Below are 25,426 nucleotides of genomic sequence, written 5' to 3'. Positions count from 1 at the left end.
CTGGTCCTGACAGGGCCCCCGCTGAGGCACCCGCACCGCATTACGGTGTTGGCATGAACGACGAGGAATCCGGCAACCGGCTCGGCAGCTACCTGCGCGCCCGGCGCGAGCTGGTCTCCCCGGCTCAGGCGGGACTGCCGCCCGGCGGGACCCGCCGCGTGCCCGGCCTGCGCCGTGAGGAGGTGGCCCTGCTCGCCGGAATCAGCCCCGACTACTACCTGCGCCTGGAACGGGGACGTGACAAGAACCCCTCACCTCAGGTCCTCGAATCACTCGCACGCGTCCTGCGGCTCGACGAGATCGAGCGGACGTATCTGCTCGGTCTCGCGTCGGCACGCCCCAGGGCGCCGCGCCGCAAGCGGCCCGAGCACGTACCGGCGCGGGTGCACGAGTTGCTCGCCCACCTTCAGATCCCGGCGTTCGTCGAAGGGCGTGCGTTCGACGTCCTGGCCTCCAACCCCATGGCCGTCGCGCTGAACCCCCAGCTGCGGCCGGGTCGGAACCGGCTGCGTTCCGTCCTCCTCGATCCCGAGGAACAAGCCTTCCAGCAGGACTGGACGAAAGCCACGGCCGATCTCGTCGCCGCCCTGCGCACCACTGTCGGCGACGACACGGACAATCCCCGCTTCGTCGAGCTCGTCGGGGAACTCGCGCTGTCCAGTGAGCGGTTCCGCACGCTGTGGGCCCGCCACGACGTCCGCGGTCTGGACGGAGGCACGGCCACGGTCCACCACCCCGTCGTCGGTGACCTGCGCCTCCACCGGGACAAGCTCCCCGTCGACGACGTCCTCCTGGTGGTCTACTACCCCGACAAGGGCAGCGACAGCGACGAGAAGCTGCGGCTCCTCGCCGCGCTCTCGCACACCGAGTCCGCCGGCGCGGCGCACGCCGGGCAGGCGAACGACCCGGCCGAAAGGACCCCCTGACGAACGTGTGCCGTCCCGTCGCCGCGGCCAGGACGCCCGCGCCATGGTCGGTGACCGGGGCGTCCGCAGGTGCCCGTCACCCTTTCCCGTGCTGCCCGGTCAGCCATGCGGCGAGGACGGCGGTCTGGCTGTGGTCCACGTCCTTGGTGGCGGTCAGGAGCGTGAGCTTGTCGTGCGCGGCCAGCTCGCGCAGGCGGTCGGCCGCTTCGCGGTGGTCGGCGTCGCGCAGTTCGGCCAGGTAGCGGCGGCGGAACTCGGTGAAGCGGCCGGGCTCGTGGCCGTACCACTTGCGCAGCTCGCTCGACGGGGCCACGTCACGCAGCCATTCGTCCAGGTGCGCGTCCTCCTTGCGCATGCCGCGGGGCCAGACCCGGTCGACGAGTACGCGCCTGCCCTCGCGGGAGGAGGTCTCCTCGTAGACTCGGCGACAGGTGATCCGTCCGGTCATGGCGACGCCCTTCCCGATCGGTCGGCCGCCCCGGCCGCGGCGGGTGGGCGGCTCCGTACCGCCGGCGCGGAGCGGATGGTCTGGACCCGGCCATTTTATCGGGCCGGCCCGGGGCCGGGCCATGCGGACCGGTCGAGGCGCCCGGGACCGCCGGGATCACGCGGGGCCGGTCACCGCGGGCGCGGCCGGGTCGGGCGGCGAGGCACGCCACGGCGTGCGGAAGAGGAGCACGGTGGAGCAGGCAGTGCCCGGTGGACGCACCCCGCCCGCGTCCTCGCGGTTCCCCGCGCGGGAGGCCGCGCGGGCGGGGGACCTCGGCGAACTGGACACGGTGCTGGCCGGCTGCCGGGCGTGCCCGCGGCTGGTGGACTGGCGGGAGGAGACCGGGCGGGTCAAGCGCCGGGCGTTCATGGACTGGGACTACTGGGCGCGTCCCGTGCCCGGTTTCGGCCCGCCGGACGCGCCACTGGTGATCGTCGGCCTGGCGCCGGCCGCGCACGGCGGGAACCGCACCGGACGCGTCTTCACCGGCGACCCCTCGGGCGACGCGCTGTTCGCGGCCCTGTACGGGATCGCGCTGGCCTCCCGGCCGACCGCCACCGACCGGGACGACGGGATGGAACTGCGCGGGGTGCGGATCACGATGCCGGTCCACTGCGCCCCGCCCGGCAACCGGCCCACCACCGCCGAACGGGACACCTGCCGGCCCTGGCTGGCCCGCGAACTGGACCTGCTGCGGCCCACCCTCCAGGCGGTCGTGGTGCTCGGCGCCTTCGCGTGGCAGGCGCTGCTGCCGGTGCTGGCCGCCGCCGGGTGGGCGGTGCCCCGGCCGCGCCCGGTCTTCGGCCACGGAGCCGAGGTCGCGCTCCACGACCGCGCCGGCCGGGGCCCGCTGCACCTGGTCGGCAGCTACCACCCCAGCCACCGCAACATGGCGACCCGCACCTTGACCCCCGCCATGCTCCGCGACGTGCTGCGCCGCGGCGCGGACCTCGCCGGGCTCGCCGGCCCCACGGACCTCGCCGGCCTCCCCGGCCTCCCCGGCCCCGACGGGCTCCCGGCGCGGCCGCACGACGGCGGACCGGCCACCTGACACCCGCCGCCCGTAGGATCATCGGCATGGCGCTGCGACCCGTCCAGGTGAACATCAAGGCTGTCGACGCCGCGGCGGTCGGCCGGTTCTGGGCGCGGGCGCTCGGCTGGTGCGCCTACAGCCCCGGCGTGACCACCTACGTCGGGCCCGCCGGGGGCCTGGTCTGGCCGGACCCGGTCGCCGTCGGCATCGACGTCGTGCCCGTCCCGGAGGCCAAGACGGCGGTGAAGAACCGGGTGCACCTCGACCTCGCCACCACCTCGGCGGCGCACCAGGAGGAGCTGGTCGCGCGCCTGAGGGCCCTGGGGGCGAGGCCCGCCGACGTGGGCCAGGGCGACGTGCCGTGGACGGTCCTCGCCGACCCGGAGGGCAACGAGTTCTGCGTGCTGGAGCCCAGGGAGGTCTACCGGGACACCGGGCCGATCGCCGCGGTGGTGGTCGACTGCGCGGATCCCCGGGCCATGGCCCGGTTCTGGGACGCGGCACTGGACTGGACCCTGCTGGAGGTGACCGGCGATCACGCGGTGCTGCGCTCGGCCGGGGGCACCGGCCCGTACCTGGAATTCCTCCGCGTTCCCGGTGTGAAGACCGTGCCGGACCGCCTCCATCTCGACCTGCTCCCGTACCCCGGTGACGACAAGGCGGCGGAGGTGGCCCGGCTGCGGGCCCTGGGCGCCGCCGACCTCGATCTCGGCCAGGGCGACGTGCCGTGGACGTGCCTCACCGATCCGGACGGCCACGAGTTCTGCGTCCTCGCCCCGTCCTTGCCGGACGCCGCCGCGCCCCCTGCTCCCCCGGTGTGATCCGCGGCTGCTGACGGCACGGGCGGGTTTCGGCGGTACGGCCGGCCCGCCCACGCCCGTGCGCCCGGCCCGCCGCCGGGACGGCCGGCCCTCAGCCGGCCAGCCGGGCCTTCCAGATCTCCTCGCTGGGCCACCGGCGGGCCCAGTCCGCGGGAACCTCCGCGTAGTCCCGGGGCGCGACCCGCGGCGCCTGGATCTCGATCAGGTCGTCGACGACGAAGCCGGAGGAGCGCAGCACGCGCAGCATCTCGCCGTGCGGCAGGACGAACTCCACGCGGCCGCCCCAGTCCAGCCGCTCCAGGCCGAACTGTCCGCGGGAAAGGGCGGCGGACGCCGGCCCCTCCGGCCGCGCGCACAGGGCGTAGAGCGGTGAGCGGCGCAGGAAGACGAGGTGGCCGCCGGGGACGAGGAGCCGGGCCGCCTCCGGGATCCAGCGGTGGGGGTCGCACCACAACGAGGCGCCGTACTCGCTGATCGCCAGGTCGAAGGTGTTGTCGCGGTGGGGCACCTCCTCGGCGCTGCCCAGTACGAGGGGGAAGCCGATGCCGAACTCCGCCTGCATCGCGCGGGCGGTCGCGAGCTGCTCGCGCGACAGGTCGATCCCGACCGGGCGGGCCCCGGCCCTGGCCAGCCAGGCGGAGACGTAGGCCGTGCCGCAGCCCAGTTCGACGGCGCGCATCCCGGCCACGCCCTCGGGGAGCATGGAGACCCGCGACTCAGGGGTGGCCCACAGCCCCCACCGCGGCTCCCGCTGGGACCAATGATCGCGGGCGAGCGGCCCGTGCCACGCGGATGCCTGCTCGTCCCAGTAACGGCGGTTCCGCGCCACATGGTCCGCACGGCCGTCTCCACCGTCTCCACCGTCTCCACCAATCATGGGGGCATTCGATCGAGGACACCCGCGGCCCGGCAACCGGTTTACGGTTCCGGGCGCCGCTGTCCCGGCCCCGCGCGCCCGGCGGGCGGCCGGCCATGCCCGGCGTACCCCTCACCCGCGAGGTCGGGTCCGCCGAGGAGGCCGAGCCGGCGGAACGGGCGGCGTGCGCGGGGCACCGGCGGCGCCCGGCCACCGCGTGACCGGTCAGCGCGTGACCGGTCAGCGCGTCACCGGTCAGCGCGTCACCGGTCAGCGCGTCACCGACGCCCGAGGTCCTGAGCCGCCCTCGCGTCACCGTGTCACCGGGCCCCGGAGCCCTCGCGTCACCGCGTCACCGCGTCACAGGCCGCTCGCCCGGGGGCCGATCGCGTGCACGTTGGGTGCCCCGAGCCGCTCGTCGCGGTCCGTGACAAGGCGGCGCAGGGCGCGTTCGGTCGCGGGATCGGCGGGCGTCAGGGCGAGCAGGTACTGCTCGGAGCCGTCGCAGGTGGCCAGGACGTCGTAACGGACCGTCAGTTCTCCGGCGCTCGGGTGGCGCAGCCGTTTCGTGCCGTGGCTGCGGGTGCCGATGGTGTGGTCGTCCCACCAGATCCCGAACTGCGGGCTCAGCAGGCGCAGTTCGGCGACGAGTGCGGACATCCCGGGGTCGTCGCGATGGCGGGCGTGGTTGGCCCGCAGGTTTCCCACCGCCTCGCGGGCGATCCGCTCCCAGTCCAGTTGCGCGGCGCGCAGGGCCGAGGACGGGTCGAACAGCAGGCGCGAGGCGTTGGCCGCCCGTCCCGTGCCGAAGTCCTCCCCGAACAGCGCGGCCGCGGCGGCGTTGCGGGCCAGGACGTCCGTGCGGAAGTCGACCACGTAGGCGGGCCACACCGGCATGCCGTCCAGCAGGGTGCGCAGCGACGCGGTGACCGGCGCGGGGGTGTAGGCGACCGGCGGTGCCTCGCCCCGGGCCACCAGGTACAGGTGCCGCCGCTCGGCCGGCGACAGCCGCAGGGCCGCTGCGACCGCGTCCAGCACCGCCGTCCCCGGGACGCCCACCCTGCCCTGCTCCAGGCGGATGTACCAGTCGACGCTGACCGCCGCGAGCTGGGCGACCTCCTGCCGCCGCAGTCCTGGTGTCCGGCGGCGGCCGACATCGGGGAGCCCCGCCTCCCGCGGGCCGATCCGGGCGCGCATCGCCCGGAGGAACTGGGCCAGTTCGGGCCGCCGGGGCCCCTCGCCGCCGGCGTGCCGCGGCGCGGCGCCGTCGCGCCGCTGTCCCGGGTCGTCCGCCACGAGCCCATGCTCCACGGCCGCGCCACCCGCCGTCCACCCGGCAGCCTGGCACTGCCGATGCCAGGTTCCGTACAGCCTTCCTCGCCCCGCCCGCCTCGCCCGATCGTGGGGAGCACACACACGGAAGCAGGAGGACGACATGAGGACCGCCCATCGCATCGGCGCCGCCGTCGCGGCCACCGCGGCCGTCATCACCGGCGGGACCGTCGCGGCCCACGGCGTGACCCCCCATCAGCCCGCTTACGGCCACACGCGGATCCGCGCGGGCATCCCGGAAGGCGCCGCGCGGTTCGCCGTCACCAGCCCCGACGTGCGCGACGGAGGCTCCTTCCCGGCCACCGCCTGGGCGAACGCCTTCGGCTGCACGGGCGGCAACCAGCAGGTGCGCCTGTCATGGCACGGCGCCCCGGCCGGCACCCGCAGCTACGCCGTCACCATGTTCGACCCGGACGCGCCGACCGGAGCCGGCTTCTGGCACTGGGTGAGCTGGGACATCCCGGCGGCCGACACCGGCCTGGACACCACGGGTGTGCCCGCGGGCGCGGTGGCCGGTACCAACGACGCCGGAGCGAAGGGCTACCTGGGCCCCTGCCCGCCGGCCGGCGACATCGCGCACCACTACCGGATCACGGTGTACGCGCTGGACCTGCCCAGCCTGGGGCTGCCGGCCGACACTCCGCCGACGGTCACCGCGTTCACCATGTCCGGCCACGTCCTGGGCTACGCCCGCATCACCGCGACCGCCCGCCGCTGAGACCCCCGACCCGCCCGGTCGAACGGCGCTTCGAGTCCGCTGACGGTGGGCTGGGATAAGGTCCCTCCCGACAGGCACATCTCACGATCGTCAAGGGGGAAACCTGCTGTGACCAGCAGCGAAGACAGCTCGTACGAGGGGTTCACGGCCGAGGAACGCGCCGCGATGAAGGAGCACGCCCAGGGGATGCGCAAGGCCGCGCGCCGCGGCTCGCGCGCGGACAAGGCGGCGGAGGCGGAACAGGACGTGCTCGCGAAGATCGCCGGGATGCAGCCGTCGGACCGGGCCATGGCCGAGCGGATCCACGCCGTCGTCACGGCGAGCGCGCCGGGGCTCGCGCCGAAACTCTGGTACGGGATGCCCGCCTACGCGCGGGACGGCAAGGTCGTCTGCTTCTTCCAGAGCGCGGAGAAGTTCAAGACCCGCTACGCCACGCTCGGCTTCAGCGACCAGGCTCACCTGGACGACGGCTCGATGTGGGCGACGGGGTTCGCCCTGACCGAGGTGACACCGGACGTGGAGGCCCGGATCGCCGCGCTGGTGAAGCAGGCGACGGGCTGAGACGCCCGCACCGGGCCCTCGCGCGGCCCGCGGGTCGCCGCGGCGCTGGGGGTCACCGGTGGGGATCCGCGGACGCTCCGGGGCGGGGCCCGCCCGACGTCCCGTCCCGGCCGCGACCCGGGGCTGGATCCGGGGCGGGAGGGGCTGGAGTTCACCGAGTTCATGGCATGGCCATGCCTTGGGATGGCAGGATGGTCGGCGACGGGTGAAGCACGGTCCCGCTCGGTCCGGGCATGCCCGTCGGACCGTGTACGCGGGCCTTGACGCCGCGGGCCGCCCGAGCGGCCGGAACGGAGAGGTCAGCGATGAAAGCTCCGCACGTGACCGGAGCCCGCCGGATCCGCCGGGCCGTGCTGCTCGCCGCGGCGCTGCTGTCGGCGACGGCGCTGGCCGCGCCGGCGAGGGCGGCGGCCGGCCCTGCCTCCGTACCCGACTCCGTACCGCCCGCGGCACGCTCGGGCGCCGTGACGGCCGCTGCGGCCGCCCCGGCGGTCACCGCCTCCGATTTCCGCCTCAAGGCCGGCACCGACCTGAGCGGGCGGGTGAACGACCTCCTCGCCGCCCTGCCGACGCAGGGCGTGCAGAACCTGATGGACCAGGCCAACAGGACCGCGACGAGCGGCTCCGCGTGCGCCACGGACCCGTTCGGCACCGGTGACGGTGGCATCGCGCCCCTGCCGCCAGCCGTCAAGTGGTGCTGGGACAGCGGCGACGCGGTCGGCAAGGAGTGGATCCCGCAGGCCGTCACCGGCGTGTCCGACGCCCAGGCCGACGAGTACTGGGGCACCAAGCGTCCCGTCGTCGTCTCCTGGTACGACGACAACACCTACTGCCCGTCGGCGGGTTCCAACGCCTGCTACGAGAAGGGCGTGCGGCTGTCCGTGCTCGACCCGGACACCGGGAAGTACCGCCACGTCCTGCTGGCCTACCCGTTCTACAACTCCTACGGCCACATCTCGTACCAGCCGATCGACATCCACGCGGGCGGCATGGCCTGGTACAAGTACCGGCTCTACGTCGCCGACACCCTGCACGGGCTGCGCGTCTTCGACCTGCGCGACATCCTCGACCTGGACCCGGACCAGAACCCCGCCACCGACGACCCCACCCCGGACGGGCTGACCAGCGACGTGCAGGACGGCAGCCAGATGGGCCGGCAGAACAACGTCTGGTACTCCTACGGCTACCGGTACGTCCTGCCGCAGACCGCGTCGTACGACTTCGTCGCCGCCCAGTCCAACACCTCCGCGGGCACCTGCGCGGCGAGCGGCGCGCCGAAGGCGTCGTACCTGTCGATCGACCGCAGCAGCAGCCCGCACCAGCTCGTCATGGGCGAGTACTGCACCACCGACGCCACCCACACCGGCAACGGCCGCATCGGCGCCCTGCCCATCGACGACACCGACGGCAGCCTGTCGGCCGACGGCGGCGTCGTCTCGCCGGCCGGCGTCTGGGACCTGCCCGAGAAGCAGATCCAGGGCGCGGCGCGCTACGACGGCCACTGGTACCTCAACCAGAGCCATCGCTACAGCGACGCCAGCCTGTGGCGCGCGGCCGTCGGCACCGACGGCACCCTCGCGGTGGCCGGCTCCGAGCTGCGCACCGCCGTCGGCGCCGAGGACATGTACGTCGAGCACGGACAGGCCACCGGCGGCCCGCAACTGCTGTGGTCCCTCACCGAGCACCGCGCCGACACCGAGGACTCCTCCTGCGACGCCAAGAGCGCCACCCCCTGCGGCCGGATCCTGTACGCCCACCGGATCAGCGACATCCTGGCCCAGCCGTAGCCGGCCGGGAGGGGCCGGTGCACGGCGGGCCGGGCCGCGTGCGCGCGGACGGCCGCGGCGCGGCACCGCCGACGGAGTGATCTTCGGCGGGCCGCGGCGCCACCGCCGATCCGGCGGGAGCGCCGTCGCGCACGATGACCGCAGGCCCGTGCCCTACCCCGCGACGCGCCTCGACCCGGGAGGCCCCCTTGACCGCCGCGCCCGCCGACCCCGACACGCCGCCGGCCCGCTACGACGACCTGCGGGCCCTGTACGTCAACTGCACCCTGAAGAGGAGTCCCGCGCTCAGCCACACCCAGGGCCTGGTCGACCGCAGCGCCGGCATCATGCGGGAGCGGGGCGTGGCCGTCGACGTCGTACGGGCCGTCGACCTGGACATCGCCACCGGCGTGTGGCCGGACATGACCGAGCACGGCTGGCGGACCGACGCCTGGCCCGCGTTGTACCGGCAGGTCATGGCCGCGGACATCCTGGTCGTGGCGGGCCCCATCTGGCTGGGCGACAACGCCTCGGTGACCAAACGGGTCATCGAAAGGCTCTACGCCTGCTCCAGCCTCCTCAACGACTGCGGCCAGTACGCCTACTACGGGCGGGTCGGCGGCTGCCTGATCACCGGCAACGAGGACGGCGTCAAGCACTGCGCCATGAATGTCCTCTACAGCCTCCAGCACCTCGGCTACACGATCCCGCCGCAGGCCGACGCAGGGTGGATCGGCGCGGCCGGTCCCGGGCCGTCCTACCTCGACCCGGGCTCGGGCGGCCCGGACAACGAGTTCACCAACCGCAACACCACCTTCATGACCTGGAACCTCCTCCACCTCGCCCGCATGCTCAAGGACGCCGGCGGCATCCCCGCGCACGGCAACCAGCGCACCGCGTGGGACGCCGGCTGCCGTAGCGGCGCGGACAACCCCGAGCACCGCTGATCGGACGCGGCCGCCGCCCCCGGGCGGCAAGAGCGACGGACAACGGGTGGCGGACAGCGGCCGGCGTGCGGCGAGCGGCGGGTGGCGGGCGGCCCGAAGGCGGCCGGGCACCGCGGGAGCCGCCGCCCACCGTCATCGCAGGGGCAGTTCGGCCCAGATCGTCTTGCCCGTCGGGGTCTGGCGGGTGCCCCACCGCTCCGCGATCTGGGCGACGAGCAGCAGTCCGCGCCCTCCCTCGTCGAAGGTGCGGGCGCGCCGCAGGTGCGGCGCCGTGCTGCTGCCGTCCGACACCTCGCAGATGAGGGTCTTGTCGCGGATGAGCCGCAACTGGAGGGGGGCGTCGCCGTAGCGGATCGCGTTGGTCACGAGTTCGCTGACGATCAGCTCGGCGGAGAAGGCCTGTTCGGCCAGTCCCCAGTCCGCCACCTGTTCGCCCGCCGTCCGGCGTGCTCCGGCGACGGCCGCGGGGTCCAGCGGGAGGTGCCAGGCGCCGACGTGGTCGGCGTCGAGGGCACGGGTACGGGCCAGGATGAGGACGATGTCGTCCGTGGGCTGCTCGGGGAGGACCTTGCGCAGGATGTGGTCGCAGGACTCGTCCAGCGTGGCGCTCGCGCCGAGCATCGCCTCCCGCAGCAGGTCGAGGCCGACGTCGATGTCCCGGTCCGCGGACTCGACCAGACCGTCGGTGTAGAGGGCGAGGAGGCTTCCCTCGGGCAGCACGGTCTCGGCGGACTCGAAGGGCAGGCCGCCCAGGCCCAGGGGCGGACCGGCCGGCAGGTCCAGCAGCCGCACGCTGCCGTCGGGGCCGGCCACGACGGGCGGGGGATGTCCGGCACGGGCCACGGAGCACCGGCGCGACACCGGGTCGTACACCGCGTACATGCACGTCGCCCCCACTTCCCCCGACGCGTCCTCGGCCCGGTCCCGCACGTCGGGTCCTTCCTCGCGGTCCAGGCGCAGGACGAGGTCGTCCAGGTGGGTGAGCAGTTCGTCGGGCGGCAGGTCGACGTCCGCGAGGGCCCGCACCGCGCTGCGCAGGCGGCCCATGGTGGCCGAGGCGCGGATCCCGTGGCCGACCACGTCGCCCACCACGAGGGCGACCCGCGCTCCCGACAGCGGGATCACGTCGAACCAGTCCCCGCCGACGTCGTTGCCCGAGCCCGCCGGAAGGTAGCGGTAGGCGACGTCGAGCGCGGCGACCCGGGGCAGCCGTTCGGGCAGCAGACTGCGCTGGAGGGCGAGGGCGGTACGGCGCTCCTTGGTGTAGCGGCGGGCGTTGTCGACGCTGACCGCCGCCCTCGCCACGATCTCCTCGGCGAGCAGCACGTCGTCCCGGCTGAAGTAGGCCGATGTGCGGTGGCGCAGGAAGTGCACCAGCCCGAGGGTGACCCCGCGGGCACGCAGCGGCACCATCATCACCGAGTGGATCATGTGCCGGCGCAAGGACTCGTCGCGGGCGCGGGAGGCGCGCACCCACTCCCGCAGGGGCGGCTCTCCGGTGCGGTGGCGGGTGCCGCGGCCGCTGATCAGCACCTGGACCGGCAGGGAGCCCGAGGGATACACGTCCGTACCGCCCACCGGGACCACGGACTCGGGGCAGCCCGGCAGCACCGAGCGCTGGGCGGCGCGGCGGAAGACGACGTCCCCGGTGCTCCTGACGGGTTCCGGCTCGCCCCCGTCCGCCACGGGTTCCAGCAGGTCGACGGCGACGAAGTCGGCGAGGCCGGTCACCGACACCTCCGCCAGTTCCTCGGCGGTCCTGATGATGCCGAGGCTCGTGCCGATGCGGACGCTCGCGTCGTTGAGCAGGACGAGGCGGCGCCGCGCCCAGTACTGCTCGGTGGTGTCGACCGCCATGGCCGACAGCCCCCGCACGGCGCCGGACTCGTCCTTCAGCGGGGACAGGAACACCGACACGGCCTGCTCGCGGGTGCTGCCGGGGCCCTTGCGGTAGAGCTCCCGGAACAGCCCCTCGCCGGTCCGCAGCACCTCCCGCTGCAGCCGGTCGTACTCCTCGTACGGCCAGCCCGGCTCGATCTCCCTCAGCGGCAGGCCCTTCATCTCGTCCTCGGTCCTGCCCATCAGGCGGCACATCATCTCGTTGCACGACACGAACAGGGCGTCCCGGTCGTACACCGCCACGGGCAGCGGGAGCTGCGCGAGGGTCCGGTCCCACAGCCGCGCCGCCGCCACGTCCGACGGCCCGCTCGGGTACGACACGTGCGTGCCCGTGACGAGCCACGAGGTACCCGACGGCGCGTGCGCGAGCGGCACGGCCCGCAGCCGTACCACGACGCGGCTCTCGTCCCGGTGCCGCAGGGCCACCTCGCTCGTGCACGCCTTCCCGGCCGCCACGTGCCGCCGCGCCGCGCGCGGGAGCTCTGCCGCGAGCAGGTCGGCGGCTTCCCGGCCCAGGACGTCCTCCGGCCGGTAGCCGAGCAGGCGCCGGGCCCCCTCGCTCCACGCCATGATCAGCCCCTGGGCGTCGATGACGACCGCGAAGTCCCCGGGCACGCCCGCCTCCCCCGCCCACCCGGTTGTCATGGACTCGGCTCCCATCGGGCTTCCCACGCTCGTCCTCGGCCGGCCGTCGCGCACGACGCGTCCGGCACACGTCAGGGCACTACTCCCAGCATCGCGCCGCGCCTCGCGCTCCTCAAACAGCCGCGACTCGCCGGCCCGGGATCGGCGACCGCCTGTTGACAGGCGGGTGGCCGGTCACGAAGCTGCGTGATGCACCTCACGCCCGCCGGCAAGCGTTCCGGGCTGCCGCACGACCGCTTCTGTGAACGTTCACAACCGCGGTCGGGGCGACGCGGCGATCGCAGCGCGCGCCCGTTCGGCCGGCGGGGCGGGCCGGACGGGCGTGGGTGAAGGGCTTCACGCAGTTCCTGAGCACATCTCGCGCGCCACCGTCCCCCCACCGAGATCGGAGCAGCGATGTACCAACCCCTACGCGGAGTGAGGACAGCCGTACTCCTGGCGGCCGTCGCCCTGCCGGCGTCCGTGCTGACCACGCCCACGAGCGCGCACGCCGCGAACTCGCTCAGCATGCGCGGCGCCGACATGTCGACCACGCAGCGGGCGCTGGACCTGGGCGCCAAGTACTACGACACGAACGGCACCGCCAGGGACCCGCTCGACATCCTGAAGGACGCCGGCGTGAACTACGTGCGGCTGCGGATCTGGAACGACCCGGCCAGCGGCTACAACAACAAGGCCAAGGTGCTGCAGTACGCGAAGGCGGTGAAGGCCAGGGGCCTGAAGCTGCTGGTCGACTTCCACTACTCCGACACCTGGGCCGACCCGGGCAAGCAGTACAAGCCCGCGGCCTGGTCGAGCCACGGCATCAGCCAGTTGCAGAGCGACGTCTACAACTACACGTACGACGTGTGCGCCGGCCTCAAGGCCCAGGGCACCACTCCGGACAGCGTGCAGATCGGCAACGAGATCAACACCGGCATGCTGTGGAACGACGGCAAGGTGGTCAACAACGACTTCACCAACCTCAGCCTGCTCCTCAAGGCCGGCTACAACGCCACCAAGGCGTGCAGCGGCGACACGAAGGTGATCATCCACACCGCGGACGCCGACAGCGACGCGCACGCCCGCTGGTTCTACGACGGCATCAGGGCCAAGGGCGTCAACTGGGACATCACCGGCCTGTCGTACTACTGCATGTGGCACGGCACCCTGTCGAACATGGCGGGGGTCGTCTCCGACATGAGGTCCCGGTACGGCAAGGACGTCATCCTCGCCGAGACCGCTTACCCCTTCACCGCCGCGGACGCCGACGGCACCGCCAACTCGGTGACCTCGGGCTGCTCGGGCTACCCGCTCACCTGGCAGGGCCAGGCCGACGAGTTCACCGCCGTGCAGAACACCGCCCGCGGCGCCGGCGCCATCGGTGTCTTCTACTGGGAGCCCACCTGGTACGCGGTCCCCGGCAACGGCTGGGACCCGGCCGACATCAACGGCAGCGGGGACGGCTGGGACAACATGGCCGTCTTCAACTGGACCGGTCACATCAACCCGAACATCAGGTGGACGCCATGACGCGCTGACGGGCGCCCGCCCCGGGGCGGACCCGGCCGGCGGGCGGCCCGGGGACGGCCCGGGGCCCGGGTGGCGGGCGGTGAACTGTGCTGTTTTCCTGGTGGAAGGACACGGTTCGTCGCAGGTACGGAGTTCCGCCGCCATGGACCAGCGCTCACCCCAGCCACGCAAGTCCGAGGTCGTCACCGGTCCGGCGGAGGGCGGGCTGTTCCGGGAAGGGTGGGCGCACCTGCGCCGGCCGTTCGTCGCCGCGTTCTGGGCCGTACGCCGCCGCTGGCTGCTGCACCGCGGTGTGGTGAGGCCGCGGCACTGGTACAACCCGTGGTGGACCTGGCTGGTGCTGGCCGGCATGGCGCTGGTGATGCTCGCCTTCCTGGCATGGGGTTTCTGGGACGTCTGGATCCACGCCTTCTCGCCGGGCTCGTCGCTCAAGGGGAAGCCGTTCGGTGTTCCGTGCACCAAGTACCCGGGCGCCTGCACCACGGGCAGCACCCTGGTCATGCCCGTCGTCACGCTGGCCATCGGCACCGCGACGTTCCTGGTCGCCCGCATGTTCATCGTGCGCCGGCACTACGCCCGGCGGATGCGCGGCGACGCCAAGCGGTACGTCCAGACCGCGGGCCGGCTGCTGGACGAGGTGGTGGGACGGGACCAGCTCTGCCACGCGATCATGAACAACCTGCGCGACCGGGAGGCGCGGCGCCCGCACGTGGTCGTCGGCCGGGTCGGGGCCGGGAAGACCGCGCTCATGGTCCGGCTCGCCGAACTCCTGGCCGCGCACGGCGCGATCCCGGTTCCCGTCCAGTTGCGGGACGCCACGGACCACCTCGACTTCTGCGAGCTCGCCCGGCAGCGCTTCCGTACGCTCGTGCAGGGCAAGGTGCTCACCGACGCGGAACTCGACCGGTCCTGGCGCTGGCTGAGGGCCCGCTCGGACAAGATCGTGGTGCTCGCCGACGGCCTTGAGGAGGCGCTGAGCGGGAAGAGGGTCACCGGTCAGCGCGACACCATGATCCGGGAGGCGATCCGCCTGGCCGGCGAGCAGGGGCTTCCCCTGGTGATCGCCTCGCGCCCGCACGGCCCGCTGAGGGCGATGGAGGCGGCCATCACCGACCTGGAGCCGCTGAGCGACGAGGTCGCGCTGCGCTACGTGCGGGAGGCGGGGATCTGGCGGTCCGACCCGGTGCTGCTCGACCGGATCGTGGAGGTCGCCCGCGTCGCGGAATCGCCGCTGTATCTGCAGATCACCCGCGACCTGCACCACAAGGGCCGGCTGGAGCCGCTGTGGCGGCCCGGCGTGGCGGCCGACCCGCTGTCGCAGGACACGTGGGCGCTGCGGGCCGACCTGCTCGAAGCATGGCTGGACGCCCTGGTCGACGGTGTGATCAGTCCTGAGCTCCCGATCGACCAGGACACGCGGCTGGCGGCGGTGGAGTACCTGTCCGCCCTGGCCTGCCTTGGCCTGGCCGCCGACAGCGCGTACGTGCCGCTGCGGGCGCTCGACCCTTCCGTCGGGGAGCAGGGACCGGTCCAGGTCGGTGCGGGGGACGGCGGGGACGACGCCGACGGCACGCCCTGGCGCCAGCCGGACGAGGAGTGGACGGACCGCGTGGTCCGCGCCCTGGACGGCGCCGTCGACCGGCTGCGGCCGCCGCCCGAGGCCGACGGGGACCAGCGCGGGCCGTTCGCCCCGCCGTTCGCCCCGCCGGGCGGCGCCGTGGCCGCGGTCGCCGCCACCGGATGGGGCGGCAGGCCGGCCGGTCCTTCCGGAGCCGCGGGAAGGCGGCCGGGGCCTTCGTCCCCGGGCGGTCGCGGCGCGCAGCGCCCGCGGGGCCCGCGGATGGACGTCCGGCTCGCCGCCACCTGGGGGGTGCGGATGGGACTGGTGCGCGAGCAGGGGGAGGGCATCCACTTCCAGCACAGCATCATGCAGGCCTACCTCGGCTCCCGCCTGCTGCACCGGGTCCTCGCACCGTCCGCGGGCGGGCCGCCCGTCCTCGAGGTGCAGTGGGGGATGTGGGTGCGTGCGACGGCCCGGACCCCCGGTGGGGAACCGGCGGCCGGGCGGGCGCGGCGCCCCCGGCGAGGTCCGGGGCGGACGGCGGCGGGCGGCACCGGGCTCCTGCCTGCCGTACGGGAGGACACCGGCCACCTCGCGCGGGGGCTGCACGACGGAGGACGGGAAATGCTGATCGCCCTCACCCTGTACTCCCGCTCGCTGGACGGCCAGTGCCTGTGCGACGACGAGGAGCCGTCGGCGCCGTGCCCGGTCGTCACGGTCCGCGAACTGCTGCGGCAGGAGGCCCGCGATCTGCTGAAGGAGGCGGAGGAGGCCGAGCGGCTGGAGGGTCAGCACGAGCGGGCCCGGCGCGTGTCCGGCGACGGCTCGCACGTCGTGGACCGGACGCTCGACGACCGCGGCAGCCCTCGGATGCGGGCGCTGGACGCCTACGGGGCGGCCGTCGACATCGACAGCGCCGACCTCGGCCCCGCGCACGAGGAACTCGTCCGGGAGATCCGCGGCAACTGGCCGCAGCTCTCACGCGGCGACGACCGGGCGCGGCTGCGGGAGGCCAAGGTGGCCCTGGCGCAGCAGTGCGGGGCCGTGGCCCGCCGGCTGGCCGAGGAGCACTGCGGCCGGCCGGCCTACCTGGAACTCTTCGAGATCGGCAGGCAGGAGCCGGACGAGCAGGTACGCCTGGTCATCGCGCAGGAGATCGGCGCCGGCCACGATGCCGCGTACCGCGACGTGTACCCGCAACTGGGCACGCCCTGGGACGGTTCGCCGGCGCCCGCCCGTCCCGGCGAGGCCGCGCGGGACGGCGAGCCGCTGGTGAGCGCGGACGGGAGCGAACGCGAGCGCCGGGCCCGGCAGCGCGTGCTGGAGCGGAAACTGGCCTTCGAGGAGCGCTGGCGGTCGGCGCGGGAGACCCTCGGGGAGCGGGAGCGGTGGTGGGCGACGACGCTGCGGGCCTGGGTGCTGCCGATGCTGGTCGTCTCCGCTCCGCTGACCCGTCATCGCGGCAGCCCCAGCGCGGACCTGGAGCACTGGGTGCGGGACGTCACCCGCCACGCGGCGCCCGCGCAGCCCTCGCCGCCCGGTTTCCACGACCCGTGGGGCGCGCAGGCGCCGCACCCGGGCGTGCACGGCCGGGGCGAGCGGTGGGCCGTGGGGCTGGCCCTGGCCAAGGGCATGAAGTTCGCGGCCAACAAGCGCACGGGAGTGGGGACGGACAACCGCGAGGCGCGGAAGTTCCTGGTCAAGCAGGCCCGGATCCTGCTGCGGGAAAGTGACTTCTGGTACACCCGGCTCACGCTGCTGCAGGCGCTGACGCTGTGGGAACTCCCCGACGACGTGAGCGAGGACCGGCCGATCCGCGGCCATGGCGCGAATCCGCGCGCCCTGGTCGGTGAATGGCTCGCGTCCGACGAGCCGGGCCCGGAGCACCCCCTGGTGGAGGCGGCCGGGCGGCTGGCCGTCCGCGCGCTGCAGACCCGCCGCCCCGAGCGCTTCTTGTGGATCGACGAGGTCAGCGTGGCCTCCGAGGTCGGCACGGAGGTCAGCTCGCCCGGTGAGCAGCGCGCGCACAACCTGTGGATCCCCCCGTCCACGGGCTGGAGTTCGCTCGATCCCGCCGCGCAGCAGCTCCTGGCCGACGTGCTGCTGCTGGTGATGCTGTCGGAACGCGACTACCGGCCCTCCGACTTGATGGCGCTGTACGAGAGCGGCAAGCACGAGTGGTCCCGCCTGCCGTCCTGCCTGAGCCGGGACCGGACCCGGCTGCATCCCGTCAGGGCGGTGGAGCTCGACGTGCAGCCGGGCGACTACTGCACCGACGACTGCCGGCTGCGGATGTGCCCCTACCCCGCCAAGACGCCGCCGCTGCGCTACGAGTTCACCGAGGTGTTCTGCCTGCGCCAGGGCGAGCTCCTCAAACGCTGGCAGCCGTACGCGTGGATGCGTGCCAGGTTCAGGCGCGAGGCGCGGTGGCAGCACGGCGTCCCGGTCTCGCGGATGCGGCGGTTCTGGGAGCAGATGGGCCGCCGGGCGCGCGACGCCGAGCCGGACACGGCCGGGCCCCACCGCTCGCGGTCCGGCCGGTGACCGCGGTCGTCGTGCGACGGCAAGGTGTGTGCGGGCGGCCGGTGCGGCCGCCCGCACACACCGGGCCGAGGGGTGGGCGGGTACTCAGTCGTGGTGGGAGCGCGGCAGCCACATGCGGAAGTTGCCGCTGTCGTAGAGCATGCCGAGCATGTAGAGCATCCCGTCGTAGTAACGGGCCTGGCCGGAGGGGACCGGGGTGTTCCAGAAGTCCCGGACGAAGGCCTTCTTGTCCTTGTCGGTCGCCGAGACGGCCGAGGTGGAGTTCATGGCCACCAGTCCCTGGGCGTGCGCCGGCTCATAGGTGTTCTGGCCGGAGGTCAGCGGAGTGCCGTCGAGGTGGTAGCGGCTGACGTAGGTGCTGACGCCCTGGCCCTCGAAGAACTTCTCCAAGGTGTCGGACCAGCGGGTCTGCCACGGCTGCACGCCGGTCCAGGCCGCGTCGACGTTGACGTTGGCCACGGCCCGCCAGGCGTCCTCCTGGAAGTTGTGGTCGTAGGCGTTGTCCGTCGGGGTCTCGGAGGAGTTCAGGTACGGCGTGCCGTCGAAATTCGCGTAATCGGGCACCAGTCCCGTCGCCGGGTCCGCGGCCTTCTGCAGCAGGTTCTCGCCCGCCGTGTACGCCTTGTCCCACAGGTCCTTGTCGGAGGGGTCGGCCAGCGCGAACATCCGGTAGAAGGCGGGCAGGCAGTAGGAGGGGTCGGTGAAATTCAGGAACGTGGCCGGCGGTGTGAACAGCGGCAGGTAATCGGTGCGGGTGAACATGTCGACACCGCCGTGGTCGGACTCGTGCCACATCGCGTGCAGGATCTGCTCCGACTCGGTGCCGTAGTCGTAGATCCCGGCGCCGTCGCCCCAGCGGTTGGACGCGAAGTACAGCGCCGCCGCTATCCACTGGTCGCCGTCGGGGGCCACACCGGTGCTCAGCACCTTGCCGGTGGTGTCCGTGTGCCAGGCGAAGAAGTACTGCTCGGGGCCGCTTGTCAGTTGCATCTTGGTCTTGGCGAAGTTCCACAGGGCGTCGAACTCCTGCTTGTGGCCGAGCTGCACCGCGATCATCATCGCGTAGCCCATGCCCTCGGTGCGCACGTCCTGGTTGCCGATGTCCTCGACGTACGCCATGTCGGGTGTCAGCCGGTAGTAGATCGACTGTCCGTCGTAGCGGTTGGCCTGGGTGCCCGGGGCGCCGTGGAAGAGCTGCTGATACGCGGCCTGGACGCGTGCGTCGATCGCCGGGCGCGAGTAACCGGCCCTGGCGAACAGGTCGGGGTACACGCCGGTACGGAGGGCTCCCCCGGGGTTGCCGCCGGTCGTCCGCGACGGCCCGCCGCCGCGGGCCGCGCCGCCGCCCGCGCCGTCGCCCGCTCTTCCGGCGGCCAGCGCGGTCTGCGACGCCGAGGTCAGCAGCGCGGCCGCCGAGAGCAGTGCCACACCGAGCTTTGCCAGCTTTTTCACAGCATTCTCCGAGTTCCAGAATGAATACGGGGCCCGTGCGGTGCCGTGGGGGGAACGATGGGAAAGTCGGGGTGGGACCGTCCCGGTCCTGCCCTGTGGGGCCGGACCGTTCGCCAAGCTAAGGATCGTCAAGATGCATGGTCAACGATCCGTTTTCCCATGGGTTTGCAAAATCCGATTGCCTGTCACCGGAAATCATCTCTTGGTCGGGATATCCGGCTTTGGCGGAGAACTCGCCGCCGGAAAGACGCGTCCTCCCCGGTGGTCGTCCCGCGTTCTCGCAGGTGGACGCGGGGACGGCGGGGAGGGGTCCACGGCGGCGGGGTGGCGGAGGGCGGGCCGGCCGCCGAAAGTTGCGGCCGGCCGGAGGCGGACGCGCCGTCCGTGACGGGCCTTCGGCGACGAGACCGGTGACGAGACCGTTGACGGGCCGCCGGTGACGGGCTGCCAGTGAGCGCCGTCGGCCGCACGCGGCGGTCCGGGCTCCGGCCCGGCGGGGACCCGAAGCCCCGGCAGCGGACCGGCAGTTCGATGGCGCCGGGCCGCGCTCGTTGACACCGCGCGGGCGGCGACGGTGAAGTATCGATGCACCTCCCGACGCGAACACGCCGACCCCAGGGCCAGTCAGGAAGGGAAGCACCACATGCCCCCCACGCGCCTTCTCCTCGCACTCCCGGCCGCCGCGGCCGCCGCCGTCCTCGCCTTCCCCCAGGCCGCGCAGGCGGCCACCATCGACCAGCCGTTCGCCGCCGACTCCGGCGACTCCTGCCACTACGGCACCACCAGCGGCACCCTCGGCTGGACCTACGGCCCCACCACCTCTCCCCTTCCCGTGTCCGGTGTCGAGGTCTCCGGCCGGCTCACCGACCTCCCCCTGTCCACAGGACCGGCGTTCACCTGCCGCGACGACGGCTACTCCAGCACCGTCACCTTCACCGCGTACAGCGGCGCCACCGCCGTCGACCGCGCCTCCGAGACCGTCGACGACGCCACCGTGAGCTTCGCCTTCGTCCTGGGCGCGGCCCGCACCGGCAGCATCGACCACGTCGTCGTGCAGGTCTGCCGCGACCCGGTCATGACCCTGCCGCCGAGCTACTGCGGAAAAGCCGTCGTCTACACCGCCCCGCCCGTCGCCTGACACGGCCCGCGGACCGCCGTGAGAGCAAGCGCCGCGGACCGGGAGGCGCCCGGGGCGGGGACGCTGGAGGGGGGCACGGTCGCGCTGGTGGGCAGGTCCGAGGAGTTGCGGCGCCTTGACGCCGTGCTCGACGCCCTCGGGCAGGACGGCTCTCCCTCGGTCGTCGACATCACCGGGGAGGCCGGCGGCGGCAAGACCCGGCTGCTGACCGAACTGTGCGCGCGGGCCAGGAAGCGGGGCCTGACCGTGCTGTGCGGGCGGGCCACGGAGTACGAACGGCACTTTCCCTTCCGGGTCTTCGCCGACGCCCTCGCCGACGCGCCCGCCGCCGCCCCGGACCCCGCGTGGCCGGACGACGACCCGGCCCTGGCCGCGGCGGCCCCCCTGCTGCGGGGCGTCCCGGACGCGGCGGCGCCCGGCGCGGACCGCTTCGCCGTGCACCGCGCCTGCGCGGCGCTGCTGGCGCGGCTCGGCGAGGACGGTCTCGTCCTGGCGCTGGACGACCTGCACTGGGCGGATCCGGCGGCGCTGGAGCTCCTGGACCACCTGATCCGGCATCCGGTCGCCGGGCGGGTGCTGGTGGCCGTCGCCCGCCGCGACCGGCAGACGCCCGCCCGGCTGAGCACCGCGCTCGCCCGTGGCGCCGGCATCGGCACGGTGCTGGCCCTGGCACTGCGGCCGCTGCCGGAACGGGAGTCGATCGCGGCGTGGGCCGCCGACATCCCGTCCGCCGACGCCAGGGAGCTGTACGCCGCCAGCGAGGGCAACCCCTTGTGCCTGCTGTCCCTGCTGCACGCCTACCGGCACGGGTCACGCCCGCGCGGCGGCGCCGCGGGCGGCGCCCTCGCCGAAGGCGTCCCCGCCGCCCTGCGGGCGCTGTTCCTGGACGAGCTCGCCCCGCTGACCGGGACGCAGCGCCTGATCGCCGAGGCGGTGGCCGTGCTCGGCGACCACGCGACGGACGGCATGCTGGCGCCGGCGACCGGCGTCTCCCCCGCCGTCGTCGAGGCGTGCACCGCGGAGCTGGCACGGCGTGACCTGCTGCGGGCCGGCTCCGGGGGCCGCTGGACGCTGCGCCACCCGCTGCTGCGGGCGCTGGTGTACGAGAGCATGCCGGCCGGGCGCCGGGCACGGACGCACCGCCGCGCGGCGGGCGAGCTGGCGCGGGGCGGGGCTCCGGCCACCGAACGGGCCCACCACGTCGAGAAGTCGCTCACCGGCTGGGATTCCGTGGCGGCCGAGGTGCTCGTCGAGGCGGCGGACCGGTTCGCTCCCACCGCGCCCGCCACCGCCGCCCACCTGCTCGGGGTCGTCCTGCGGCTGATGCCCGACACGTCCTCGTACACGCGGCGGCGCGGCGAACTGACCCTCGCGCGCGCCAGGGCCCTGGGCGTCGGCGGCGACCTGCGCGGCAGCCGCGACCTGCTGCACGCGCTGATCGGCGCGCCGGGCGCGGAGGACGCCCTGCTGCGGGCGGACGCCGTGGCACTGTGCGCGGCCATGGAACGGCACTTGGGCCATTCTCCCGAGGCCACCGCCCTGCTGCGCCGGGAGCTGTCCCACCGGCCCGCGCCGCCGCCCCGCCAGGCGGTGTCCCTCGGGCTGGCGCTGGGCATGTCGGCCCTGCTGACCGGCTCGTACGCCCAGGTGCGCGACGACGTGGCGCGGACCGTGCGCCTCGCCCGCTGCCAGGGCGACGCCACGGACGAGGCCGCCGCGCTCGCGCTGGCCGCGCTGGGCGAGGCGTACGAGGGCCGGATCGAGGCGGCCGGCCGGTTCGCGGACGCGGCGGCGGCGCTGGCCGACGGGCTGACCGACCCGCGCCTCACCGACCTGTGCGAGTCGCTGGTGTGGCTGGCCTGGTCGGAGACCCTGCTCGAACGCTACGCCGATGCCGAGCGGCACGCGGACCGGGGTATCGCCGTCGCCCGCCGCGGCGGCCGGCTGCATGTCCTGCCGCACCTGCTGACGAGCCGGGCGCTGGTACGGCTGAACACCTGCCGGCTGCCGTCGGCACTGGAGTCCGCGCGGGAGGCCGAGTCGATCGCGCGGGCCCTCGGCAGCGGCGACCTGCTGGCGTTCGTGCTGTCGCTCAAGGCGCTGGTGCTGCTGCTGGCGCGGCCGCTGGGGGACCGGGAGGCGGTGGCCACCGCCGAGGAGGCCGTGGCCGCCGCGGGCCCCGGCAGTGTCTGGTGGGCGTCCCTGGCCCGGTGCATGCTGGCCCAGACGGTGCACGTCGCGGGCGACCCGCACCGCGCCCGGGAGACGCTGCTGCGGGCCGGTGGCGGCCCGGGCCTGGAGCGGCTCCAGCCCACCATCCGCCCGGCCCAGTTGGAGACGCTCACCAACGCGGCGCTGGCGGTCGGCGACACCGCCGAGGCCACCCGGTGGGCGGCACGGGCCGCGGCGGAGGCGGATTCGCTGGGGCTGCGGGGCCAGCGGGCGGCCGCCCTGCGCGCCGAGGGGGTGCTCGCCGAACGCCGCGGGGACACCGCGGCGGCCGCCCGGCTCTTCGGCGAGGCCGCCGGACTGTACGCGCGTTCCGGGGCCGCCCTGTGGGAGGCGTATTCCTTGCTGCGGACGGCGCCGCTGGTCAAGGCGGACGGCGACTGGGCGGGCGCGGCCGTGATGTGGCGCCGGGGCCGGCGCCTGGCCGAAGAGGGCGGGGCGCGGCTGCTGGTCGACATGGCGGAGCTGCTGGACCCGGGCGTGCCCGGCACCGGGGCCGGGCCGCCGCCGCGGATCGCCGCCTTGACGGCGCGTGAACTGCAGGTCGCCCGGCTGGTGGCGGAGGGGCTGAGCAACCAGGCCGTGGCCGCCGAGTTGCGGGTCAGCCACCGGACGGTCGAGACGCACCTGTCCGCGATCTACCGCAAGACCGCCCTGCCGTCCCGTTCGGCCCTCGCCGGCTTCATGGTCCGCGAGGCCGCGGCCGGCCCCCCGCACCGGTTGTTCGCTCCGCCTGCCGAGCCCGAGGGCGGGGGCCGGACGGGCGGCGGGGGCGGGCAGGACGGGGCCCGGCCGCCGAGGGGCGCGTGACCTGGGGCGAGCCGGCTCGAACGCCGGGCCGGGCCGCGACCGGCCCGGGACCCGGAACCCGGACCTGGAACACGGTCCCGGACCCGGTCCCGGAACACGGTCCCGGACCCGGTCCCGGAACACGGTCCCGGACCCGGTCCCGGACCCGGGCTCGCCTCACGGGCTGGTGGTGAACACCGCGACGCTGTCGCCGCCGACGGTCAGGTTGTGGCCGCCGGTGAAGTCGGCGGTCAGCGTGCCGACCGGGACCGGGAAGCCGTCGGCGTCGGTGGCAGGCCGGGAGCCGCTGGAGTAGACGTACTTGGCGAGGGCGATCGTCCCGGTCGGCTCGGTGAGCCGCACGCTCTGCGCGGTGCCGGTGCGGTTGACCAGGACGAAGGTCCATCCGCCGGTGGGCAGTTGCGCGGCCAGCACCCGGACGCCCGCCGGTTCGGCCGGGGCGTGGACGACCGACCCGCCGGGCAGGCCACGGCTCATCAGGCTCCACGTGTAGAACCACGGCCGCAGCGCCGTCGAGTGCGCCGACACCGTACCGGGGTCGTCGTCGCCGCGCCCCCACATGCCGCACCAGCCCGCCGGGTAGCCGTCCAGGCACCAGGCCGCGGCGCCGTCCACGCCGGCACGGGCCTCCTGCACGGCGAGGTCGGCCATGCGCAGCGGCTGCACCGTGTCGAGCGCGAAGTCGTAGTCCTTGTTCCCGTCGGCGTCCTCCAGGGCCTTCATCCCGGTCTCGGAGAGCAGGACGGGGGCGCCGGGAGCGGCCGCCCGTATCTGCGACACCGCCTCGGCCAGCACGGGCTCGACGTAATCGGGCGCGGCTCCGTAGAGCTCCTGGCTGTAGAAGTGGGCGTCGCTCGCGGACACCAGGCCGCTGCGCGCCGAGCGCAGCCACCAGTCGACGCCGCTCGACCATGTGCCGGTGTCCAGCGCGGTCTGGGTGCGCGTCAGGTCGTCGAGCGGGTCGCTGACGGCGGTGCCGGTGCCCGTCAGGTCCATGGAGCCGACGGAGTGCTCGTAGGGCGAGGAGGCCACCGACAGGCGCAGGTACTTGGCGTTCGTGATGCCCGAGGCGGTGTAGGTGTACTCCCACATGCCGCCGCCGTTCTTGCCGGTGACGGTGGGCACGGGCGTCGGCGCGGCCACCGTGAGGTCGCGCCAGGTCACCCCGTCGGGCGAGGTCTGGAAGGTCACGGCGCTGTCGCCCCCGTCGGCGGCGAACACCCGCGTGGTGAAGGTGCTCAGTCCCGCGGCCTTCCACACCAGGGACGAGTCGCACGAACTCCGGCAGGCCGGCGCGGTCTGGTGTCCCAGGTCGCCCAGGTAGGCCGAGACGCCCGCCTCCGCGGTGTCCGCGCCCGACACGGCGGTACGCCCGGGGTCCACGCCCGCGGCGCCGAAGGCGGCGACGAGATTGGTGGTCGCGGTCTGCCAGTCCGCGTAGGAATACGACTTGACGCCGTTGTCGACGTTGGGTTCGTTGATCCCGGCCCAGTACGTGGGCGCGGCGCCGTCGTCCTGCAGGTGCTTGACCACGGTCGCCTGGATGGCGGCGGTGTTGGGCGCGGTGTACGTCAGGGTGCCCACGCCGAACAGGCCGCTGACGACCGGCACGCCCTCGTCCACGTAATGCCTGATCACCTTCTCGGCGTTGAGGTAGGCGTCGCTGGTGAAGTCGTAGGTGCCGCCGGAGTCGTCCCCGGTCCAGAACCACGGCAGATTGAGGTTCACCCGGACCAGGCCCGGCTCGATCCAGTCGGTGCGGGAGACCATGCGGTCCCAGTCGGCGCTGTTCCAGGTGGTGCCGGTGGGCGGCTGCGGGTTCTGGTTGTATCCCAGGCCGATCCAGTGGCTGTTCACCACGTCGCCGGACGCGGCGGCGCTCGGTGCGGGGACGGCCAGCAGCGCGGCGAGCAGCGCCGCCGCCGGCAGGGCGGTGTACGCGGCGGCGGCCGGCGGGGGGAAGCGGCGGGCTGACGGGCGTGGACGCATGGGTCCCTCCAGGGCGCGGGGCGAGAACGCCGGGCCGGAAACGTGTCGTGGTACGCGGGGCTCGGGGCACGCGGCGGGCCGGCGGGACCGCTGCGCCGCGGCCGCCCCCGGAAGGCCGGCGGTTTCCCGAGCGCTCCAGCGGCATCACCGTAGCCAGCACGGCGGGGCGCGGGCATCCGTGCAACCACGTAGCCGCG

17 protein-coding genes are annotated in these 25,426 nt (G+C 74.3%); 11 read left to right on the top strand and 6 right to left on the bottom strand.

All coding sequences use genetic code 11. The features are described from left to right. Window positions 1-53: 53 nt before the first annotated feature. Complete coding sequence (locus tag K7G61_RS31590; protein ID WP_225850495.1) at window positions 54-926, top strand: helix-turn-helix transcriptional regulator; 873 nt, start codon at window positions 54-56, stop codon at window positions 924-926. Window positions 927-1,002: 76 nt separating this feature from the next. Here the strand turns inward: K7G61_RS31590 and K7G61_RS31585 are convergent, their stop codons facing one another. Beyond that, window positions 1,003-1,374, bottom strand: coding sequence for a DUF488 domain-containing protein (locus K7G61_RS31585; protein ID WP_225850494.1), 372 nt, complete (start codon window positions 1,372-1,374; stop codon window positions 1,003-1,005). Window positions 1,375-1,606: 232 nt separating this feature from the next. Between K7G61_RS31585 and K7G61_RS31580 the strand changes: the two genes are divergently transcribed. Together K7G61_RS31580 and K7G61_RS31575 are read left to right on the top strand one after the other, a co-directional pair. Next, on the top strand, window positions 1,607-2,467 hold the full coding sequence (locus K7G61_RS31580; RefSeq protein WP_225850493.1) for a uracil-DNA glycosylase: 861 nt from the start codon (window positions 1,607-1,609) through the stop codon (window positions 2,465-2,467). A 26-nt stretch (window positions 2,468-2,493) separates the two neighbouring features. Continuing rightward, on the top strand, window positions 2,494-3,270 hold the full coding sequence (locus tag K7G61_RS31575; protein ID WP_225850492.1) for a VOC family protein: 777 nt from the start codon (window positions 2,494-2,496) through the stop codon (window positions 3,268-3,270). A gap of 91 nt (window positions 3,271-3,361) precedes the next feature. Here K7G61_RS31575 and K7G61_RS31570 read toward each other — a convergent pair whose 3' ends face one another. Beyond that, on the bottom strand, window positions 3,362-4,099 hold the full coding sequence (locus K7G61_RS31570) for a class I SAM-dependent methyltransferase (RefSeq protein WP_225850491.1): 738 nt from the start codon (window positions 4,097-4,099) through the stop codon (window positions 3,362-3,364). Window positions 4,100-4,486: 387 nt separating this feature from the next. Next, entirely contained in the window at window positions 4,487-5,422 is a 936-nt protein-coding gene (locus K7G61_RS31565) for a helix-turn-helix transcriptional regulator (protein WP_225850490.1), read from the bottom strand. 139 nt (window positions 5,423-5,561) lie between these two features. On the opposite strand from K7G61_RS31565, the gene K7G61_RS31560 reads away from it, so the two are divergent. The 4 genes from K7G61_RS31560 to K7G61_RS31545 all read left to right on the top strand — a co-directional run bounded on the left by K7G61_RS31560 (window position 5,562) and on the right by K7G61_RS31545 (window position 9,450). After that, complete coding sequence (locus K7G61_RS31560) at window positions 5,562-6,176, top strand: YbhB/YbcL family Raf kinase inhibitor-like protein (protein WP_225850489.1); 615 nt, start codon at window positions 5,562-5,564, stop codon at window positions 6,174-6,176. A 165-nt stretch (window positions 6,177-6,341) separates the two neighbouring features. Beyond that, window positions 6,342-6,737: a DUF1801 domain-containing protein gene (locus tag K7G61_RS31555; protein ID WP_263985112.1), complete on the top strand. Its 396-nt coding sequence runs from the start codon at window positions 6,342-6,344 to the stop codon at window positions 6,735-6,737. A 305-nt stretch (window positions 6,738-7,042) separates the two neighbouring features. Beyond that, entirely contained in the window at window positions 7,043-8,524 is a 1,482-nt protein-coding gene (locus K7G61_RS31550; RefSeq protein WP_225850487.1) for a hypothetical protein, read from the top strand. Between the two features lie 188 nt (window positions 8,525-8,712). After that, entirely contained in the window at window positions 8,713-9,450 is a 738-nt protein-coding gene (locus tag K7G61_RS31545; protein ID WP_225850486.1) for a flavodoxin family protein, read from the top strand. Between the two features lie 132 nt (window positions 9,451-9,582). Here K7G61_RS31545 and K7G61_RS31540 read toward each other — a convergent pair whose 3' ends face one another. After that, window positions 9,583-11,994 carry a SpoIIE family protein phosphatase gene (locus K7G61_RS31540; RefSeq protein WP_225850485.1) on the bottom strand — a complete coding sequence of 804 codons (2,412 nt, stop codon included), beginning with the start codon at window positions 11,992-11,994 and terminating at the stop codon, window positions 9,583-9,585. 417 nt (window positions 11,995-12,411) lie between these two features. Between K7G61_RS31540 and K7G61_RS31535 the strand changes: the two genes are divergently transcribed. After that, a complete protein-coding gene (locus K7G61_RS31535) occupies window positions 12,412-13,506 on the top strand; it encodes a glycosyl hydrolase 53 family protein (protein WP_225850484.1) in 1,095 nt (364 codons plus the stop codon). Window positions 13,507-13,648: 142 nt separating this feature from the next. Further along, window positions 13,649-17,611 carry an NACHT domain-containing protein gene (locus tag K7G61_RS31530; RefSeq protein ID WP_225850483.1) on the top strand — a complete coding sequence of 1,321 codons (3,963 nt, stop codon included), beginning with the start codon at window positions 13,649-13,651 and terminating at the stop codon, window positions 17,609-17,611. 84 nt (window positions 17,612-17,695) lie between these two features. Here the strand turns inward: K7G61_RS31530 and K7G61_RS31525 are convergent, their stop codons facing one another. Continuing rightward, on the bottom strand, window positions 17,696-19,063 hold the full coding sequence (locus K7G61_RS31525) for a glycosyl hydrolase family 8 (RefSeq protein ID WP_225850482.1): 1,368 nt from the start codon (window positions 19,061-19,063) through the stop codon (window positions 17,696-17,698). A gap of 643 nt (window positions 19,064-19,706) precedes the next feature. On the opposite strand from K7G61_RS31525, the gene K7G61_RS31520 reads away from it, so the two are divergent. Beyond that, on the top strand, window positions 19,707-20,201 hold the full coding sequence (locus tag K7G61_RS31520; protein ID WP_225850481.1) for a hypothetical protein: 495 nt from the start codon (window positions 19,707-19,709) through the stop codon (window positions 20,199-20,201). Between the two features lie 18 nt (window positions 20,202-20,219). Beyond that, a complete protein-coding gene (locus K7G61_RS31515) occupies window positions 20,220-23,240 on the top strand; it encodes an AAA family ATPase (RefSeq protein ID WP_225850480.1) in 3,021 nt (1,006 codons plus the stop codon). 156 nt (window positions 23,241-23,396) lie between these two features. Here K7G61_RS31515 and K7G61_RS31510 read toward each other — a convergent pair whose 3' ends face one another. Then, window positions 23,397-25,229: a hypothetical protein gene (locus K7G61_RS31510; RefSeq protein WP_225850479.1), complete on the bottom strand. Its 1,833-nt coding sequence runs from the start codon at window positions 25,227-25,229 to the stop codon at window positions 23,397-23,399. Window positions 25,230-25,426 lie beyond the last annotated feature (197 nt).

It is taken from the genome of Streptomyces sp. HPF1205 (assembly GCF_020400825.1).
Classification (GTDB): Bacteria; Actinomycetota; Actinomycetes; order Streptomycetales; family Streptomycetaceae; genus Actinacidiphila.
The sequence above is the reverse complement of the archived record's forward strand: the minus strand, read 5'-3'. Positions and strand labels throughout refer to the sequence as shown.

What these genes read in the sequence shown, in the direction of transcription:
- K7G61_RS31520 (WP_225850481.1), top strand. Translation starts at nt 19,707, where the DNA reads ATGCCCCCCACGCGCCTTCTCCTCGCACTCCCGGCCGCCGCGGCCGCC.
- K7G61_RS31510 (WP_225850479.1), bottom strand. Translation starts at nt 25,229, where the DNA reads ATGCGTCCACGCCCGTCAGCCCGCCGCTTCCCCCCGCCGGCCGCCGCC.
- K7G61_RS31585 (WP_225850494.1), bottom strand. Translation starts at nt 1,374, where the DNA reads ATGACCGGACGGATCACCTGTCGCCGAGTCTACGAGGAGACCTCCTCC.
- K7G61_RS31555 (WP_263985112.1), top strand. Translation starts at nt 6,342, where the DNA reads ATGAAGGAGCACGCCCAGGGGATGCGCAAGGCCGCGCGCCGCGGCTCG.
- K7G61_RS31575 (WP_225850492.1), top strand. Translation starts at nt 2,494, where the DNA reads ATGGCGCTGCGACCCGTCCAGGTGAACATCAAGGCTGTCGACGCCGCG.
- K7G61_RS31550 (WP_225850487.1), top strand. Translation starts at nt 7,043, where the DNA reads ATGAAAGCTCCGCACGTGACCGGAGCCCGCCGGATCCGCCGGGCCGTG.
- K7G61_RS31590 (WP_225850495.1), top strand. Translation starts at nt 54, where the DNA reads ATGAACGACGAGGAATCCGGCAACCGGCTCGGCAGCTACCTGCGCGCC.
- K7G61_RS31530 (WP_225850483.1), top strand. Translation starts at nt 13,649, where the DNA reads ATGGACCAGCGCTCACCCCAGCCACGCAAGTCCGAGGTCGTCACCGGT.
- K7G61_RS31560 (WP_225850489.1), top strand. Translation starts at nt 5,562, where the DNA reads ATGAGGACCGCCCATCGCATCGGCGCCGCCGTCGCGGCCACCGCGGCC.
- K7G61_RS31540 (WP_225850485.1), bottom strand. Translation starts at nt 11,994, where the DNA reads ATGACAACCGGGTGGGCGGGGGAGGCGGGCGTGCCCGGGGACTTCGCG.